Source organism: Methyloversatilis sp. S146-33 (assembly GCF_059552495.1).
The window spans coordinates 69,673-85,136 of the sequence record NZ_JCANOT010000042.1; the positions used below are offsets into that span (position 1 = coordinate 69,673).

The window sequence follows — 15,464 nt, forward strand, 5'->3', positions numbered from 1 at the left end:
AGACTAGATAGGGTGTTTGCCAAGGTTCGTTCGTCTGACTCCTACAAGGTGGAGGCGGCACGGGCCGCAGTCGCCGCTGATCTGAAAGTCCTGATCGCCCAGTCTGGACGAACCCAGGCCGAGATCGCGGAGAAGCTCAAGATCAGCGCCCCCACCCTGAGCAGGAAACTATCCGGATCGAGCAACCTTACGATTGACTCGATCGGCGAGATTGCGCGTGCCGCAGGCATGGAGTTCGACGTCGTCTTCCGCGAGCCCGGCACTAAGTGCTCCATGCAACCCTGGGTGCAGAAGGTAGTTACGCAGAGGCGGATTGAAGATCTTGGTCGCCAAGTGCAAGAAGCGATGCAGGCAATTGAAAGCGTGAAGGCCGCAATTCGACAGGCCCACCGCTCTAATTTCTTCGAGCCAGTCGATTTGTTTGCTTTCGCCCCGAAAGCGCGCAAGGAAGCGAGCAATCAAGCGAAGTACGACAAATTCGCCGCGGCTGCCTGACACCGATGAGCCTCGCACCCCTTCAGTTGCAGCACAGCCACTTCTTGTGGCTCATCGTGGCTCTGGAACCTTGGGCAATCACAGCAGCGCCGGAAGATGAGGCTATGTCTTACCCGCCTGTGGATGATGAGAAGGAATTAAAGGTTGAACTCCAGCTAGGCCAGACAGCCGGCTCCAAGGACTGCAAGGATTTTGCAGTTCGGCTGACTGTTGCGGTCGAGCCTGAAGAGGGCTCGAAATTTCCGTACCGCATTTCAACCCAGATCGAAGGATTCTTCCGTATTGAGCACGACGGCGACGTGGCTGAGCGAAGGAAGTTGGTTGCAGTCAATGGCGCGTCAATACTTTACAGCGCGGTGCGCGAACAGATACTGACAGTGACCGGCCGGCACAAGGTAGGGGCCGCAATGATTCCACCGTACTCGTTCCGTGGCTACAGTCCAGAGCAGCCCGCCGCCAAACCGGAAGATGCTGGACTCGCGACCCCTGTCCGACCGGCAGCTCCCGCAAAAGCGACAAGAAGCAAGAAGAAGAGCCCACAGGAAGGATAGCCGTCCGTGCAACGTTCCAAAGCCCGCCCAGCGCGGGCTTTTTCTTGTTCGGTTACGGCTTTCGCCTCCACTCCCACGGCCGCACCGGTGCCGGCTCAGACCACAGGCCACGGCCGGTGGCGCGTGCCTCATCCTGCAGTTGGTAGAGGCTACGGTCGCTGACGTAGCGGTCAAACACCCAAGCCATACCGCTGCGCACCTGGTGTGCGCTGGCGTCCTCACCGCGACATGTCACGCGGGCCACCGTCCGGCCGTATCGGTCGGTCTTCTGGCGGCGTATCTCGGCGCGCTCACGGAAGCACAGGTCGGACAGCGACTGTTTGGAGGCGGCGCCGAACGGCTGCCGGCTCTCTGGTGCGTCTATCTCCGCCACGCGCACTCGCAACTGCTCGCCACCGTCTGGGCGCACCGTGATGGTGTCGCCGTCGGAGACCGCGACGACCTCGCCATTTAGCGCTGCGCCTTGGCTTCCAAGGGATATGACAGTGAGAGCCGCACCAGCCAATAGGCGTTGCGCCAATGGCTGTATATCCATACAGTTCATGTTCCTTCGTTTCGTTCTAGTAGTTCCGTGGCGACCAGCGAGAAGTGGTATCGGAGATGGTCGAGGGCTGCGCCGTGGTACTTCCACAGTCATGCGGGCAGTCTGCAGAACGTGGTTATGGCGCATGACCGCCAGATAATAGCGTCAGGACTGAGCCCTGATGTCGGGTCTCTGATTGCAGCAGCCCCAACGATGTACGCGACGCTCTACCAAATCGCGAGAACGCTGCACCCGAATGACCCGCGCGCTTGTGCTATCCGTCGCGCTCTTGCCAGAGCAGACGCACACAGGGAGCAAATAGCACCGCCAGCGCCAAGGGAACGGGATTGATGGCAGTGCGCCGCGTCCGGATACTAAAGGCCTCCCGACCTGACCAATCGATATGTGCGCCAACTTCACTCCATCAACGCAAGCCGCATGGGAGTCTGCATTCCGCGCGACCTTTCCAGCTGGTGAGTTCAAGCGCGAAAGTTTCCCGGGTTACTCGGCGCCGATCCTTGCAAACGACCATCCAGACGTTGGTGTTCTGGCTACCTTCGGTTTATTGCCTAGCTGGGCCAAGCCGGAACTGGCGCGCAGTACCTACAACGCGCGCAGCGAGACGGCCAGCAGCAAGCCGAGTTTCCGCAATGCGTGGCGTCGCGCTCAGTTCTGCATCGTCCCAGCCGACACCATCTTCGAATTTCACTATGAGAGCGATGAGGCCAAGCCGACGCGCTGGGGGATCCGACACCGTGACGGCGAGCCCTTGGGCATCGCTGGTCTGTGGGAGAGCCGCGAGCGCGATGGGCGCGTCGAGCACTCGTTCAGCATGCTGACGATCAACGCCGCCAGTCACGCGATCATGGGTCGCATGCACAAGCCGTCCGACGAGAAACGGATGGTGGTGATTCTCGACCCGGATGACTACGACGCTTGGCTGGCGAGTCCGCCCGACCAAACTCTGGGCTGGATGCGTCCGTACCCGGCAGAGCGGCTCACGGCCGAGCCGGCGCCGAGAGAGCATAAGACTCCCATCGAGCGGTTCTAGTCTTGAAACTAATGCGCCTCAGTTTGTGCCGCGCGCACGGAAACCAAATGAAGGTGATTTTCGATTAGCTGTAAGCCTTCTTCCGTCTTGGGCTTGGTTCGTCGTGCGGCGTTTGGGGGGCGGTCTTAACGGGCGATACCTCCGCGGATTGATCGAGTCCGCATTCTTAGGATCAGCGACAGGGGAGGGAGGTGCTGAGGATTGATTTAGCTTTAACTCGTTCTTTTGAATTAGCGCGTAGGTATTTAAGTCGAATAGTCGGGCGGAAATCAACACTGACATTCTGATTACAATCTCAAAGTCCTCAGGGTCCAGTTCCACTCCATCCACGCGCTTCTTGTTTGAAGCGCCAAGATGTTCATATATTGGGCTGTAGTTAGTTGAAAACTCCACGCGCCCACTTTCTCGCCTCATGCCGCTCATGAGTGGCATGATTGACACAACTTTTTCCGCCGCTTCTGGATCTGGGGTCTTGAGAATAAATCCAACATAAACCTGCCCGTTGCTCAAAGAAAGCATAACCGGCATTGCTTCAAAAGCGACTCTATTTAAGAAACCTTCCAGCTCGTCTATTTTTTGTATGACACGCTCAAGCGCGGCCGGGATCAAAAACTTGACAATTGGGTTAATTACCACAGGAAGTAAAGCGCCCATTGGGATGGACAAGAAAGAAATCACGACAAGTTCTGCGCGTTGAACGGCGCGTGCTCGGGAAGAATTCTCGTCGATGTCCTTTAGAAGAGGCAGAGTCCAATCAACCAAGATGCGGTCAAAGGCTGCGTATGGCTCAAAGAGTTGGAGGGAGGTGAAACGAAGAAGCAGCGCGGCAAAGAACAGTACGAAGCCATAAAAACCAGCACGGAAAATTACGCGCTGGTCTGACTCCCTGACTGCGTGATACTTCGAAAGCTCGAGAAAGTTGGCGTAAAGATAGCCGGCCAGGAAAGACTGAAGAAGTAAAGCTGCTAGATCCAAGCCGGTTAGATCTTGCGACGCTTAACGATATTTGTCTCAGGAGACGCAGAAGAACTTAGTTTGCGCAGAGCAGCAAGCTGGGCTTTACCTTCCTGCGTTTCAAGGATGCTTTCTGGCTCGATAGATAGAGCGCCGGCGCTAGAGACATGAAACCGAAGCCCAGCAGCCTTCTTAAACGCAGGCTTCCCGCTCAATAAGCTTCTCAGGCGAGTGTTCATAGATGTTCCTCCGTTAAACCCATTACGCTGATGGGCTTTCTCAAGGGGTTAGACAGAAATCCCCAAGAAAATTCTATGCCTCGACGATCGTACATGGAGCGAAGCAAGTCACAACCGACCGTTACAAAATTTAGGCGTGCTCACCTTACGTGGTCAGGCCATCAAGTGCCCGCTATCGGCTACATGGTGGCTACATGACGGCCACGCGTGCAATCCGCAGCCCCAAGTTGGTTGCTTAAGTGATTGAAATGTATGGTGGGCCCCCTGGGAGTCGAACCCAGCACCAACGGATTATGAGTCCGCTGCTCTAACCAAGCATGAGCTAGAGGCCCGGAAGGGAGCGGTACTATAGCAAAGGGGCGCCGTATCGGGGCCTGCGGAGCGGGTTTCGGAGGAGGGTGCCGGACGATGTGGCCGGATTTCGAAGGTGGGTCGATCGTCGACCTGATGCAGGATGTGCTGCGCGCATGCGGCGGCCAGCGTGCCGGCGCGGGGTTGCGCGATGTGGACGCGTCAGCCTGGCGTTCCGCGCGCAGCGTCGTGTTGCTGGTGCTCGACGGCGTCGGCATGAAGCAGCTCGAACTGCTGCCCGAGGACAGCTTCCTGCGCCGGCACTGCATGACGAAGCTGACTTCCGTGTTCCCGTCGACCACCGCGGCGGCCATCACCACTTTCATGACAGCCCGGTCGCCCGCGGTGCATGGGCTGACCGGCTGGCACCTGCGCTGTACCGAACCGGGCCTGGATGGCCGAGTGCTGGCCATCCTGCCGGTCACACCACGTGGCGACGGCGATCTGCTCTGTTCGCAGGAGGAGGTGCTGGCGCGCGTGTGCCGGGCGCCGTCCGTGTTCGCGTCGCTGCCGGGTGCGTCGCAGGTGATTTCGCCCGCCGACATTGCGCATTCGCCATTCAATACGCTGCACAGTGCTGGCGCCGAGGTTGTCGCCTATGCCGGACTCGAATGCATGCTCGCCGCATTGACGGGCGCGCTGCGCGCACCGTCGCCGCCTGGCTACATCTACGCTTACTGGCCGGACTTCGACCATTGTGCCCATGTGCGCGGCTGCGCTTCCGACAGTGCGCGCGAGCTGCTGCGCGTGGCCGATGCCGCGCTGGCCGACTGGGCAGCAGGCATGGCAGGGTGCGACGTGCAGTTGCTGGTGACCGCGGATCACGGCTTCATCGATGCGCCCACGGAGCATCTGATCGAACTCGAGCAGCTGCCGTCGCTGGCCGACTGTCTCGCCGGCCCGCTGTCGGGCGAACGGCGCGCCGTGTTCTGTCACCTCAAACCCGGGCGGGCGCGCGATTTCGAACGCGCGCTGCAGGCTCTGGACAGCACCTGCATCCCGTGGCGATCGAGCGATCTCGTCGCAGCAGGGCGTTTCGGCCCGGGCGAGCCGCATCCGCGCCTGCTTGAGCGGATTGGTGACTACACGCTGGAAATGAGGGCGGACTGGACCTTGCGCGACACCGTACCGGGCGAACGTCTGCACCGGCTGATCGGCGTGCATGGGGGCACAAGCAAAGCGGAAATGACGGTGCCGCTGGTGGGGAAGGTGCTCTGAAAGACGTACGGGAGCGCGTTCGCGCTCCCGCCGTGAAGATCAGCTCGCGATGTAGCTTTCGAGCTGCTTGATCAGGAACTGCTGGTACTCGATCGTTTCCTTGACCATGTCACCGATGGAGATGACGCCGACCAGCGAACCTGCGGTGTCCAGCACCGGCAGGTGACGGATGCGCTTGTCGCTCATCAGCTGCATCGCCTGGTCGACCGTCATGTCCGGCGTCACGTGGATGAGCTTGCTGGTCATGATGTCGCGCACCGGCGTGGTGGCGGAGTCCTTGCCCTGCAGCACGACCTTGCGTGCATAGTCGCGCTCGGAAAAGATGCCGGCCAGCGCACCGTTGTCGGTCACCAGCACGGCACCGATGCCGCGATTGGCCATCACGCGCAGCGCGCTGATGACCGTGTTGTCCGCTTCGACAGTCGCGATCGGACCCTGCTTGCTTTCAATCACCTGAGCGATGGTCTTCACGGTAGGCCTCCCTGTTGTTTTCCGTGACGATGGGGTCGCTCAAGTTTCACACGAAAATCAGGTTTCCGTGTCGAGGAAGCTGCGCAGTTTTTCGCTGCGCGACGGGTGACGCAGCTTGCGCAGCGCCTTCGCTTCGATCTGGCGGATGCGCTCGCGCGTCACGTCGAACTGCTTGCCGACCTCTTCCAGCGTGTGGTCGGTGTTCATTTCGATGCCGAAACGCATGCGCAGCACCTTGGCTTCCCTCGGCGTCAGGCTGTCCAGCACTTCCTTCGTGATGTCGCGCAGGCTGGCGAACAGGGCGGCGTCGGTCGGTGCCAGCGTCGCGGTGTCCTCGATGAAGTCGCCCAGATGGGAATCGTCGTCGTCGCCGATCGGCGTTTCCATCGAGATCGGCTCCTTGCTGATCTTCAGGATCTTGCGGATCTTCTCTTCCGGCATTTCCATGCGGATGGCCAGCGTCGCCGGATCCGGCTCGGCACCGGTTTCCTGCAGGATCTGACGCGAAATGCGGTTCATCTTGTTGATCGTTTCGATCATGTGCACCGGAATGCGGATGGTGCGCGCCTGATCGGCGATCGAACGCGTGATGGCCTGACGGATCCACCAGGTCGCGTAGGTCGAGAATTTGTAGCCGCGACGGTATTCGAACTTGTCCACCGCCTTCATCAGGCCGATATTGCCTTCCTGGATCAGGTCGAGGAACTGCAGGCCGCGGTTGGTGTACTTCTTCGCGATCGAGATCACCAGACGCAGGTTGGCCTCGGTCATCTCGCGCTTGGCACGGCGCATCTTGGCTTCGCCGGTGGACATCTGCTTGTTGATGTCCTTCAGTTCCTTCAGCGGCAGGCCGATGCGGTCCTGGATGTCGATCAGCTTGCCCTGTTCCTCGATGATGGCCGGGGCGGCACGCAGCAGCTGCGCGCCATTCGACTTGGCGGCGGTGATTTCGCCCTTCAGCCAGTCGATATTGACCTCGTTGCCCGGGAACACCTTGATGAAGTGGGCGCGCGGCATATTGCCCTTGTCCACGCACAGTTCGAGGATCTTGCGCTCGTGCTTGCGCGCCGACTCCACCATGTTGCGCACCGAGTCGCACAGCTTCTCGATCATGCGCGCGGTGAAGCGGATGTTCATCAGCTCGTCCGACAGCTGCTTCTGCAGCTTCAGATAGGTCTTGTCCTGCGAGCCCTTCTTGTCCAGCGTGGACTGCATCTTGGTGTACAGCGCGCGGATGCTTTCGAAGCGCTCCAGCGCATCGGCCTTGAGCTGGATCAGCGATGCGCTCATCGCGCCGCCTTCGCCGTCCTCGTCCTCTTCGTCGCTGTCCTCGTCCTCTTCGTCGGCCGCTTCGGCGCTGGCGGCCGCTTCTTCCTCTTCCTCGACCGCGTTCGGGTCGATCAGGCCGTCGATCAGTTCGTCGATGCGCATCTCTTCGCGCGCGACGCGATCGGCCATGTCGAGGATTTCGGCAATGGTCGTCGGGCAGGCGGAAATCGCCTGGATCATGTGGCGCAGGCCGTCCTCGATGCGCTTGGCGATCTCGATCTCGCCCTCGCGCGTCAGCAGTTCGACCGTGCCCATTTCACGCATGTACATGCGCACCGGATCGGTCGTGCGACCGAATTCGGATTCGACCGTCGACAGCGCCTGTTCGGCTTCCTCTTCGACTTCCGACGCGTCGACCACGGCCGGCGCGTTCTCGCCCATGAGCAGGTCTTCGGAAGCGGGTGCTTCGTCGAAGACACGGATGCCCATGTCGTTGAAGGTCGAAATGATGGATTCGATCTGCTCGGCGTCGACGATGTCGTCCGGCAGGTGATCGTTGATTTCGGCGTAGGTGAGGTAACCGCGTTCCTTGCCCAGCGCAATCAGCGTCTTCAGACGCAGGCGACGCTGATCGGCGTCCATCGGCAGGGCGTTCGCTTCGGCGGAACCCGCCTTCGCTTTCAGATCCTTGGCTTTGGCGTCTTTGGCGGCCTTTGCACCGCGGGCGGTGACGGGCTTTGCGGCTGCAACAGGCTTTTCTGCGACTTCAGCCTGCTTGCGTGTATCCTTCGACTTGTCCTTGGCGACCATGTATATCCTCAGATCTGCGTGTAACCAGCGGCGAACCCGGCAAGGCAAAACCCTCACCGGATTGCCGTCCGCCTGCGCACAGGACCCCGTCGTACCGGGCCGGCAATGAGCCCGACCTATGTAAGCGGTCGACAGGGAAAACCCGTCATTATACCCGTTTTAGGGGTTGGCTTCTCGTCTTTCAAGTCCGCGCCTTCTCCCTGAGCAGACGGCCGAGTTCGGCCTGTTGCTCTGCGGTCAGTGGCGCCTGACGACCGAGCATCGTCAGATGATTGATTGCGCGGGAAATTCCCGTCTTCCGCAGATGCTGCAGCGTGTCGTCGAACATGTGCGTCAGCGCGCCCTCGTCAGCCGGGTCGTCGATCGCGGCGGCGACCGCGTTCTCGATCAACGGTCCGTGCGGGCCGTCCCTGAAGTACTCGACCAGTGCGGCCGTGTTGCCAGCATCGACGTCGCCATGGTCGATACAGTCGGCGATCGCCTGCACCGCCCGCAGCCAGGGGTCGTCGTCGATGTCTTCCAGGTGGCCGACCTTGCTGCCGAGCGCGGGGCGCTGCATCAGCATGCACAGCAGCTTGCGTGCCGGCGTCGTCGGCGCGACACGCGGTGCCGCTGGCGCCGGCGGCGCGTTGTAGCGGCCAGTGCGGCGCGGCATGCGCAGGCCGCAGGCTTCGGCCAGCTCCTGCGCCGACAGCCCGACTGCCGGCGCCAGCAGGTGCAGCAGCTGGGTGCGTAACGCACCGGCAGGAATCTGCGTCACCAGCGGCTTGGCTTCGTTGATGAACTGGGCGCGCCCTTCGGCGCTGCGCGTGTCGCAGCGCGACTGCAGTTCGTGCAGCAGGTATTCGCTGAGCGGTTGCGCCGACAGCGCGAGCTGACGGAAGCGGTCTGCACCCTGTTCGCGGACGAAGCTGTCCGGGTCGTGCTCGGTCGGCAGGAAGAGGAAGGATGCGCTGCGCCCGTCGCTCAGTTCCGACAGCGCCGATTCGAGGCCGCGCCACGCGGCCTTGCGACCGGCGCGGTCGCCGTCGAAGCAGAACACGATGCGGTCGGTCTGGCGGAACAGCTTGTGGATGTGGTCAGGGGTGGTCGCCGTACCCAGTGTGGCGACCGCGTTGCCGACGCCGAACTGGGCCAGCGCCACCACGTCCATATAGCCCTCGACCACCAGCACGAAGCCGTCGTCGCGGATCGCCGCGCGAGCCTGCGTCAGGCCGTACAGTTCGCGGCCTTTCGAAAACAGCGGCGTTTCCGGGGAGTTCAGGTACTTCGGCTCGCCGCGGTCGAGCACGCGGCCGCCGAAACCGATCACGTTGTTCCGCGCGTCGAGGATGGGAAACATCACGCGGTCGCGGAAGCGGTCGTAGCGTCGGCCCTTGCTCTGGCCTTCCGACGGCTCGGCGTCGATCACCAGGCCGCATTCGGCCAGCGCTGACGCTTCGTAATCGTCGAAGGCTTCGCGCAGGCCCTGCCAGTCGTCCGGTGCGTAGCCGATGCCGAAGCGGGCGGCGATCTCGCCCGAAAGCCCGCGGCCCTTCAGGTATTCGATCGCGCGCGTGCTCTTTTTCAACTGCTGCTTGTAATGCTGTGCGGCGCGCGCCATCACCTCGGTCAGCGACGCCGCCTGCTTGCGGCGCTGCGCCATTTCCGGCGTGAAGTCTTCGCGCGGCACGGTCATACCGGCGTTGCGCGCCAGTTCCTCGATGGCGTCGGGATAGCTCAGTCCGGAATATTCCATCAGGAAGCCGATGGCGCTGCCGTGCGCGCCGCAGCCGAAGCAGTGGTAGAACTGCTTGGCCGGACTGACCGTGAAGGAGGGGGTCTTCTCGCTGTGGAAGGGACAGCAGGCCTGGTAGTTGGCGCCGGCCTTGTTCAGCGGGACGTAGCGCTCAACCACGTCGACGATGTCGACGCGGTTGAGCAGTTCCTGGATGAAGGACTGCGGGATCATCCCGCCGTCGCTCAGCCGGCGTTGCCGCTCAGCGCGGCCTTCACCAGCGCAGAAGCCTGCGCCATGTCGGTGCGACCGGCCAGTTTCGCCTTCAGCGGACCCATCACCTTGCCCATGTCGGCCGGGCCGGCGGCGCCCACCGCTGCGATCACCTCGGCGATGACGGCGCGTACTTCGTCGGCGCTCATCTGCTGCGGCATGTAGGCGGTCAGCACCTCGAGTTCGAACTTCTCGGCGTCTGCCAGATCCTGGCGGCCGGCGCTTTCGTACTGACTGATTGAATCGCGGCGCTGCTTCAGCATCTTGTCGATCACGGCGGTGACCTGGGCGTCGTCGAGCACGATGCGCTCATCCACTTCCTTCTGCTTGATCGCGGCCAGCAGCAGGCGGATGGTGCCCAGACGCGCGCTGTCCTTGGCGCGCATCGCGGTCTTCATGTCTTCGCTGATCTGTTCCTTCAGGCTCATGGTGTCACTCGCGGCGGCGGTTGAAGGGAAGCAACAAACACAAAAAGCCGAATGCGTCACTGCGCATCCGGCTTTTTGGGTTCAAGCCCTGCAGCCTTGCAGGGCCCGGCGAATCAGTACAGCTTCGGCGGCAGGGTCTGGCTGCGCAGCCGCTTGTGGTGACGCTTCACGGCGGCAGCCAGCTTGCGCTTGCGCTCGGCCGTCGGCTTTTCGTAGAACTCGCGCGAACGCAGTTCGGTCAGCGTGCCAGCCTTTTCGATGGTGCGCTTGAAGCGGCGGATCGCAACTTCAAACGGCTCGTTTTCCTTGACGCGAATACCCGGCATACAAACAGCCCTCAATGGCGCGTCCGCTGCTCGATGTGAGCGGACGCATAACGGAAAGCCGGCGAGTATATCTCGGTGCCGGCGATGTGCCAAGTCCGATTTGCGGGGCGCGCAAGTACAATGCGTCGCATGTGGATACTTGGCATCGAATCGTCGTGTGACGAAACAGGGCTGGCGTTGTACCACGACCGGCGGGGTCTGGTCGCGCACGCCGTGCACTCGCAGATCGATCTGCATCAGGCGTATGGCGGCGTGGTGCCGGAGCTGGCGTCGCGCGATCACGTGCGGCGCATCGTTCCGCTGTATCGCCAGGTGCTGGCCGAAGCCGGCATTGCCGCCGGCGATATCGACGCCATCGCCTATACGGCGGGACCGGGGTTGGCCGGCGCGCTGCTGGTCGGTGCGGCGTTCGCCGAATCGCTTGCCTTCTCGCTCGGCAGGCCGGCCATCCCCATTCATCACCTGGAAGGGCATCTGCTGTCGCCGCTGCTGTCGGCCGACCCACCGACCTATCCCTTCGTCGCCTTGCTGGTGTCCGGCGGCCACACGCAGCTGATGCGCGTGTCGGCGGTCGGGGATTACGAAATGCTCGGCGAGACGCTGGACGACGCGGCCGGCGAAGCCTTCGACAAGACGGCCAAGCTGCTTGGATTGCCCTATCCGGGCGGACCGCACCTGGCGACGCTGGCACAACACGGTACGCCGGGGCGTCTGAAGCTGCCGCGGCCCATGCTCGGCAGCGGCGATCTCGATTTCAGCTTCTCCGGGCTGAAGACGGCCGTACTGAATGCGGTGAACAAGGGCCTCGACGAGGCCGGACGCGCCGATCTGGCGGCCGAGTTCCAGGAAGCGGTGGTCGATGTGCTGGTCGCGAAGTCGCTGGCCGCGTTGCGACAGACCCGGCTGAATCAGCTGGTGGTGGCCGGCGGGGTCGGTGCCAACCGGCGTCTGCGCGCGCGGCTCGACGTCGAACTGGCGCAGCGCAAAGGGCGCGTGTTCTATCCGGAACTGGCGCTGTGCACCGACAACGGCGCGATGATCGCCTTCGCCGGCGCGCAGCGGCTGGCAGCGGGCGTGGCAACGTCGTCGTCGCAACACGCCATCGCGGTACGGCCGCGCTGGCCGCTCGACACGCTCTGAGCGGGGTCAGCCCGCGTTCTGGGCCTTCTTGCCGCCGATGCGGCTTTCGGTGCCATTCATCAGCCGGCGGATGTTGTCCGCGTGGCGCCAGATCAGCAGCCCGGACATCGCGGCAAGCGCTCCGCACACGACGGCAGATTGCGTATACAGCAGGCCGCTGATCGGCGCACTGCATGCAGCCACCAGCGCGGCGAGCGACGAGTAGCGGGTGAGCAGCGCGACCGCCAGCCAGATGCCCAGCGCGATCAGTCCCACCATCGGTTCGGCGGCCAGCATCACGCCAGCTGCGGTCGCCACGCCCTTGCCACCGCGAAAACCCAGCGTGACCGGGAAGACATGGCCGACGAAGGCCGCCACGCCCGCCAGCAGTGCGGCGTTTTCACCCATGCCCAGCGCGCGCACCAGCCATACCGCGACGCAGCCCTTCAGCGCGTCGCCGATCAGCGTCAGCAGCGCGGCCTTCTTGTTGCCGGAGCGCAGCACGTTGGTGGCGCCTGGGTTGCCGGAGCCGTAGGTGCGCGGATCGGCGAGGCCGAACAGCTTGCTGCTGACGACGGCAAAGGGGATGCAGCCGAGTGCGTAACCGAGGGCGATCGCGATGGCGATGCTGAAAGCTGAATTCACGATGGGCGACGGGTCGGACGTAGAATCCGGCAATTCTAGTTCGACACGGGCAACTGGGCAGACATGGACTGTATTTTCATCGAAGGCATGAAGGTGACCGCATCGGTCGGCATCTACGCGCGCGAGCGTGCGCACACGCAGCAGCTGGAGATCAGCATGACCTTCGGCGTGCCCGACGCCGCGGCTCAGAACGACGACATCAACGACACGATCGACTACGCCGAAGTGGTCAATCGCATCCGCGCCGAACTGGCGCAGCGCCATTTCAATCTGCTCGAAACGCTGGGCGAGTTCGTCATCAACATGATGCTGAACGACTTCCGCGCGTCATGGGTCCGGATTTCGATCGCCAAGACCGGCATCATGAAGGACGTGCGTCAGGTCGGCGTGACGATAGAGCGGGGGCGTTCCCCGACAGCATGAATTCGCGCGTCGCGGCCTCGTGCGCCAGCAGCCAGCGCTTGATGCCGGGCAGAAAGCCCTGCGTTGCGTGCGCGAAGCCGCCCAGTGCGCCACCCGCGCCGACGATGCGATGACAGGGAATCACCACCGGCAGCGGATTTGCGCCGCAGGCCGCGCCGACGGCACGCGGCGCGGAGCCGATGCGATGCGCCACCTCCCCATAGGTCAGCGTGTCGCCGACCGCGATCTGCTGCATCACCGCCCACACCGCGTTCTGGTGTGCGCTGCCGCCGGGAGCCAGCGGCAGATCGAAGCGATGCCGGGCATCGCGCAGGTAGGCGTCGATCTGGCGTGTGGCTTCGGCCGCCAGCAGCGTGCGCGCTGGTTGCGGCGACTGCGGCGGCAGGAACTCGATCAGCGTGAGCGCATCGTCCGTGGTGCGGATGCCCAGTGCGAAGCCGGGCGCCACGATTACCGCCTCCCAGTCGGCCGCGCCGGAGTCCTTCATCATTGCGCCTGCCTGCCCCCGAGCAACTGCTGCTTCAGGTCGTCCTGGGTCGGCTTCGGGCCGATCCAGATGGCGAGCAGGGCACGGTAGAAATCGTCGCCCTCGACCGTCTTGCTCACCTCCTTGCCGTCGATCGCGGCGCGGGTGCCGCGACCGGGCAGCCATTCGAGGCCGATGCGGCTGCCCTTCTTCACCTCCTGCACCGCCATCAGATCGTCGACGAATGCGCGGATGCGCGGCTGCATCGCTTCGAATTCCGCTGGCGGCAGGTTTTTCTTCATGCCCTTGACCAGCGGTTCGGTGAACTGCGTTGCGGAAAAGCTCATCAGCGGCACGATCTCGATACGCTTCGGGCCTGCCGCGGCCATTGCCGCGTCCAGGCTGTCGGCCGGCGCGCCGAGGTAGAGCGCGACGGTGTAGGCCTTGATGATGAAGCGTGTGCGTACGCCCGCGCCGTTCAGCTGAAGTGTGGAATCGGACAGGCGTGTCGTCGGATCGAAACGCGTGCCTTCGACTTCGATGGCCGTGACGACCGGGGAGAGCATCAACATCGACACGAAACACAATGCGCGCAGATTCATGGGGACTCCGTCGGTTTCGGGTCTCGAATTATCCGGCGGACGGGCACTGATCGTGCTCGCGAGATGTGAGAAATGACGGCTTTCTTCAGGAATCAACCTTAATAAGACTCCGCAAGCTATTGTTTTTCAATCAATGAAGTGCAATCATCCGGCCGTTACGGTCAGTCAGTTGTCGGTCATACGACAACAAGGAGGGCGCATGCGCGCACAAAAAAGAACACATCCGCTGCTGTTTGCACTGCTGCTGGGCGCCTCGGTCGCCACGCAAGCCCAATCGTTGACCGAACAGGCGGCCGCGCACATCGAGGCCGGTCGCCATGCCGCGGCCTACCAGTTGCTGTCGCCGCAGGAGTCAGAGCGGGCCGGTGATCCGCAGTTCGATCTATTGCTGGGCATTTCGGCGCTGGAAACTGGGCGGCATACGCTGGCCGTGTTCGCGCTCGAACGCGTGCTTGCCGTGCAACCGGACAATGCGCGCGCCCGTGCCGAGATCGGCCGTGCCTATCTGGCGCTCGGCGAATCGGTCGGCGCCCGGCGTGAGCTGGAAACGGTACGCAATCAGAACGTACCGCCCGAGGTGGCCCGCGCGATCGATCGCCTGCTGTCGGCCATCGACCGCGCGCCGGACGCAGGCAAGCCGTCTTTCGCCGGTTTCGTCGAAGCGGCGGTCGGACGTGACACCAACGTGAACAGCGCCACCTCGCAGAACGCGGTCGCGGTACCCGGCCTCGGCGCCTTCCTGCTCGACCCCGCCAGCCAGAGTCGCGACGCCTGGTTCAGTGCGCTGTCCGGCGGTGTCACTGCACGCGTGCCGCTGAACCGAGAATGGGCCTTCCTCGCCGGCGCCACCGGTGCGGCGCGCTTCAATGGCGGCGAGTCGCGCTTCGACACGACCGCTTTGGACGGCAATGCCGGCGTGTCGTGGTCGCGCGGCGCGAACCGGATCACCGCAGCGCTGCAGCTTGGCATGTTCGAGGTCGATGACGACAAGTTGCGCGACTACACCGGTGGCTCGCTGCAATGGCAGCACACGCACGACGCGCGCAACCAGACCACCGTGTTCGCCCAGCAGAGCCGACTGCGTTACGAAGGCACGAACGACGTGCGCGACGTCAATCGCAACATCTATGGCGTCGGACATGCCCTGGTGCTGCCGAACGATCGCACCATGCTGTTCGGCAGCTTCTATCTCGGCGCCGAAACCGGGCGCAACGACCTGCCTTCGGGCGTGAACATCGCGGCCAACGACGTGATCGGCTTCCGCGTCGGCGCCCAGCACACGCTGGACGAGCGCTGGATGCTGTTCGGCGCGCTGGCGCATGAGGCGCGCGAGTACAAGAATGTCGATCCGATCTTCGCCCGCGTGCGCGACGATAATCTGACTTCGCTGTCACTGGGCGCGAGCTATGCTTTTGCCAAGCAGTGGCTGCTCACGCCTTCGGTGTCGCTGGTGCGCAATGACTCCAGCATCAATCTCAACGAATACCGTCGCGGCGTCGCTCAGTTCGCCGTGCGTCGCACGTTCTAGGAGAG

General features: G+C 62.9%; 17 protein-coding genes and 1 tRNA gene. 7 read left to right on the plus strand and 11 right to left on the minus strand.

What is annotated here, in order from left to right; genetic code table 11:
- The first annotated feature begins 12 nt into the window (after nucleotides 1-12).
- Nucleotides 13-495, plus strand: coding sequence for a helix-turn-helix transcriptional regulator (locus AC51BJ_RS18435; protein ID WP_496281189.1), 483 nt, complete (start codon nucleotides 13-15; stop codon nucleotides 493-495).
- Nucleotides 496-500: 5 nt separating this feature from the next.
- Nucleotides 501-1,046, plus strand: coding sequence for a hypothetical protein (locus tag AC51BJ_RS18440; protein ID WP_496281190.1), 546 nt, complete (start codon nucleotides 501-503; stop codon nucleotides 1,044-1,046).
- A 52-nt stretch (nucleotides 1,047-1,098) separates the two neighbouring features.
- Here AC51BJ_RS18440 and AC51BJ_RS18445 read toward each other — a convergent pair whose 3' ends face one another.
- Nucleotides 1,099-1,581 (minus strand): thermonuclease family protein, encoded by a 483-nt coding sequence (locus tag AC51BJ_RS18445; RefSeq protein ID WP_496281191.1) that lies wholly within the window; start codon nucleotides 1,579-1,581, stop codon nucleotides 1,099-1,101.
- Nucleotides 1,582-1,972: 391 nt separating this feature from the next.
- On the opposite strand from AC51BJ_RS18445, the gene AC51BJ_RS18450 reads away from it, so the two are divergent.
- Nucleotides 1,973-2,620, plus strand: a complete 648-nt coding sequence (locus AC51BJ_RS18450) for an SOS response-associated peptidase (RefSeq protein ID WP_496281192.1) — start codon at nucleotides 1,973-1,975, stop codon at nucleotides 2,618-2,620.
- A gap of 18 nt (nucleotides 2,621-2,638) precedes the next feature.
- Here AC51BJ_RS18450 and AC51BJ_RS18455 read toward each other — a convergent pair whose 3' ends face one another.
- Nucleotides 2,639-3,595 carry a hypothetical protein gene (locus AC51BJ_RS18455; RefSeq protein WP_496281193.1) on the minus strand — a complete coding sequence of 319 codons (957 nt, stop codon included), beginning with the start codon at nucleotides 3,593-3,595 and terminating at the stop codon, nucleotides 2,639-2,641.
- Between the two features lie 471 nt (nucleotides 3,596-4,066).
- Nucleotides 4,067-4,145 (minus strand) — tRNA-Ile (locus AC51BJ_RS18460).
- A 76-nt stretch (nucleotides 4,146-4,221) separates the two neighbouring features.
- On the opposite strand from AC51BJ_RS18460, the gene AC51BJ_RS18465 reads away from it, so the two are divergent.
- A complete protein-coding gene (locus AC51BJ_RS18465; RefSeq protein WP_496281194.1) occupies nucleotides 4,222-5,382 on the plus strand; it encodes an alkaline phosphatase family protein in 1,161 nt (386 codons plus the stop codon).
- A gap of 39 nt (nucleotides 5,383-5,421) precedes the next feature.
- On the opposite strand, the gene AC51BJ_RS18470 is transcribed toward AC51BJ_RS18465, so the two are convergent.
- From AC51BJ_RS18470 to rpsU, 5 genes are all read right to left on the minus strand, one after another.
- Nucleotides 5,422-5,853 (minus strand): CBS domain-containing protein, encoded by a 432-nt coding sequence (locus AC51BJ_RS18470; protein ID WP_496281195.1) that lies wholly within the window; start codon nucleotides 5,851-5,853, stop codon nucleotides 5,422-5,424.
- Between the two features lie 57 nt (nucleotides 5,854-5,910).
- Nucleotides 5,911-7,932, minus strand: coding sequence for an RNA polymerase sigma factor RpoD (rpoD, locus tag AC51BJ_RS18475; protein WP_496281196.1), 2,022 nt, complete (start codon nucleotides 7,930-7,932; stop codon nucleotides 5,911-5,913).
- Between the two features lie 181 nt (nucleotides 7,933-8,113).
- Nucleotides 8,114-9,883, minus strand: a complete 1,770-nt coding sequence (gene dnaG, locus AC51BJ_RS18480; protein ID WP_496281197.1) for a DNA primase — start codon at nucleotides 9,881-9,883, stop codon at nucleotides 8,114-8,116.
- A gap of 11 nt (nucleotides 9,884-9,894) precedes the next feature.
- Nucleotides 9,895-10,350, minus strand: a complete 456-nt coding sequence (locus AC51BJ_RS18485; RefSeq protein WP_020163306.1) for a GatB/YqeY domain-containing protein — start codon at nucleotides 10,348-10,350, stop codon at nucleotides 9,895-9,897.
- 113 nt (nucleotides 10,351-10,463) lie between these two features.
- Nucleotides 10,464-10,676, minus strand: coding sequence for a 30S ribosomal protein S21 (rpsU, locus tag AC51BJ_RS18490; RefSeq protein WP_008061479.1), 213 nt, complete (start codon nucleotides 10,674-10,676; stop codon nucleotides 10,464-10,466).
- A gap of 129 nt (nucleotides 10,677-10,805) precedes the next feature.
- Here rpsU and tsaD point away from each other — a divergent pair, with 129 nt between their 5' ends.
- Complete coding sequence (gene tsaD / locus AC51BJ_RS18495; protein ID WP_496281198.1) at nucleotides 10,806-11,816, plus strand: tRNA (adenosine(37)-N6)-threonylcarbamoyltransferase complex transferase subunit TsaD; 1,011 nt, start codon at nucleotides 10,806-10,808, stop codon at nucleotides 11,814-11,816.
- Nucleotides 11,817-11,822: 6 nt separating this feature from the next.
- On the opposite strand, the gene plsY is transcribed toward tsaD, so the two are convergent.
- Complete coding sequence (gene plsY / locus AC51BJ_RS18500) at nucleotides 11,823-12,440, minus strand: glycerol-3-phosphate 1-O-acyltransferase PlsY (RefSeq protein WP_430432735.1); 618 nt, start codon at nucleotides 12,438-12,440, stop codon at nucleotides 11,823-11,825.
- Nucleotides 12,441-12,503: 63 nt separating this feature from the next.
- Between plsY and folB the strand changes: the two genes are divergently transcribed.
- Nucleotides 12,504-12,863 (plus strand): dihydroneopterin aldolase, encoded by a 360-nt coding sequence (gene folB, locus AC51BJ_RS18505; RefSeq protein ID WP_019915410.1) that lies wholly within the window; start codon nucleotides 12,504-12,506, stop codon nucleotides 12,861-12,863.
- Here the strand turns inward: folB and AC51BJ_RS18510 are convergent.
- Together AC51BJ_RS18510 and AC51BJ_RS18515 are read right to left on the minus strand one after the other, a co-directional pair.
- A complete protein-coding gene (locus AC51BJ_RS18510) occupies nucleotides 12,802-13,353 on the minus strand; it encodes a methylated-DNA--[protein]-cysteine S-methyltransferase (RefSeq protein ID WP_496281199.1) in 552 nt (183 codons plus the stop codon). The two genes, folB and AC51BJ_RS18510, sit on opposite strands and share 62 nt — an antisense overlap.
- The gene (locus AC51BJ_RS18515) at nucleotides 13,350-13,931 is read right to left on the minus strand and encodes a chalcone isomerase family protein (protein ID WP_496281200.1); all 582 of its coding nucleotides are present in this window, start codon (nucleotides 13,929-13,931) and stop codon (nucleotides 13,350-13,352) included. Before AC51BJ_RS18515 ends, AC51BJ_RS18510 begins: the two co-directional genes overlap by 4 nt.
- Nucleotides 13,932-14,130: 199 nt before the next feature.
- On the opposite strand from AC51BJ_RS18515, the gene AC51BJ_RS18520 reads away from it, so the two are divergent.
- Nucleotides 14,131-15,459 (plus strand): tetratricopeptide repeat protein, encoded by a 1,329-nt coding sequence (locus AC51BJ_RS18520; protein ID WP_496281201.1) that lies wholly within the window; start codon nucleotides 14,131-14,133, stop codon nucleotides 15,457-15,459.
- Nucleotides 15,460-15,464: the final 5 nt, after the last annotated feature.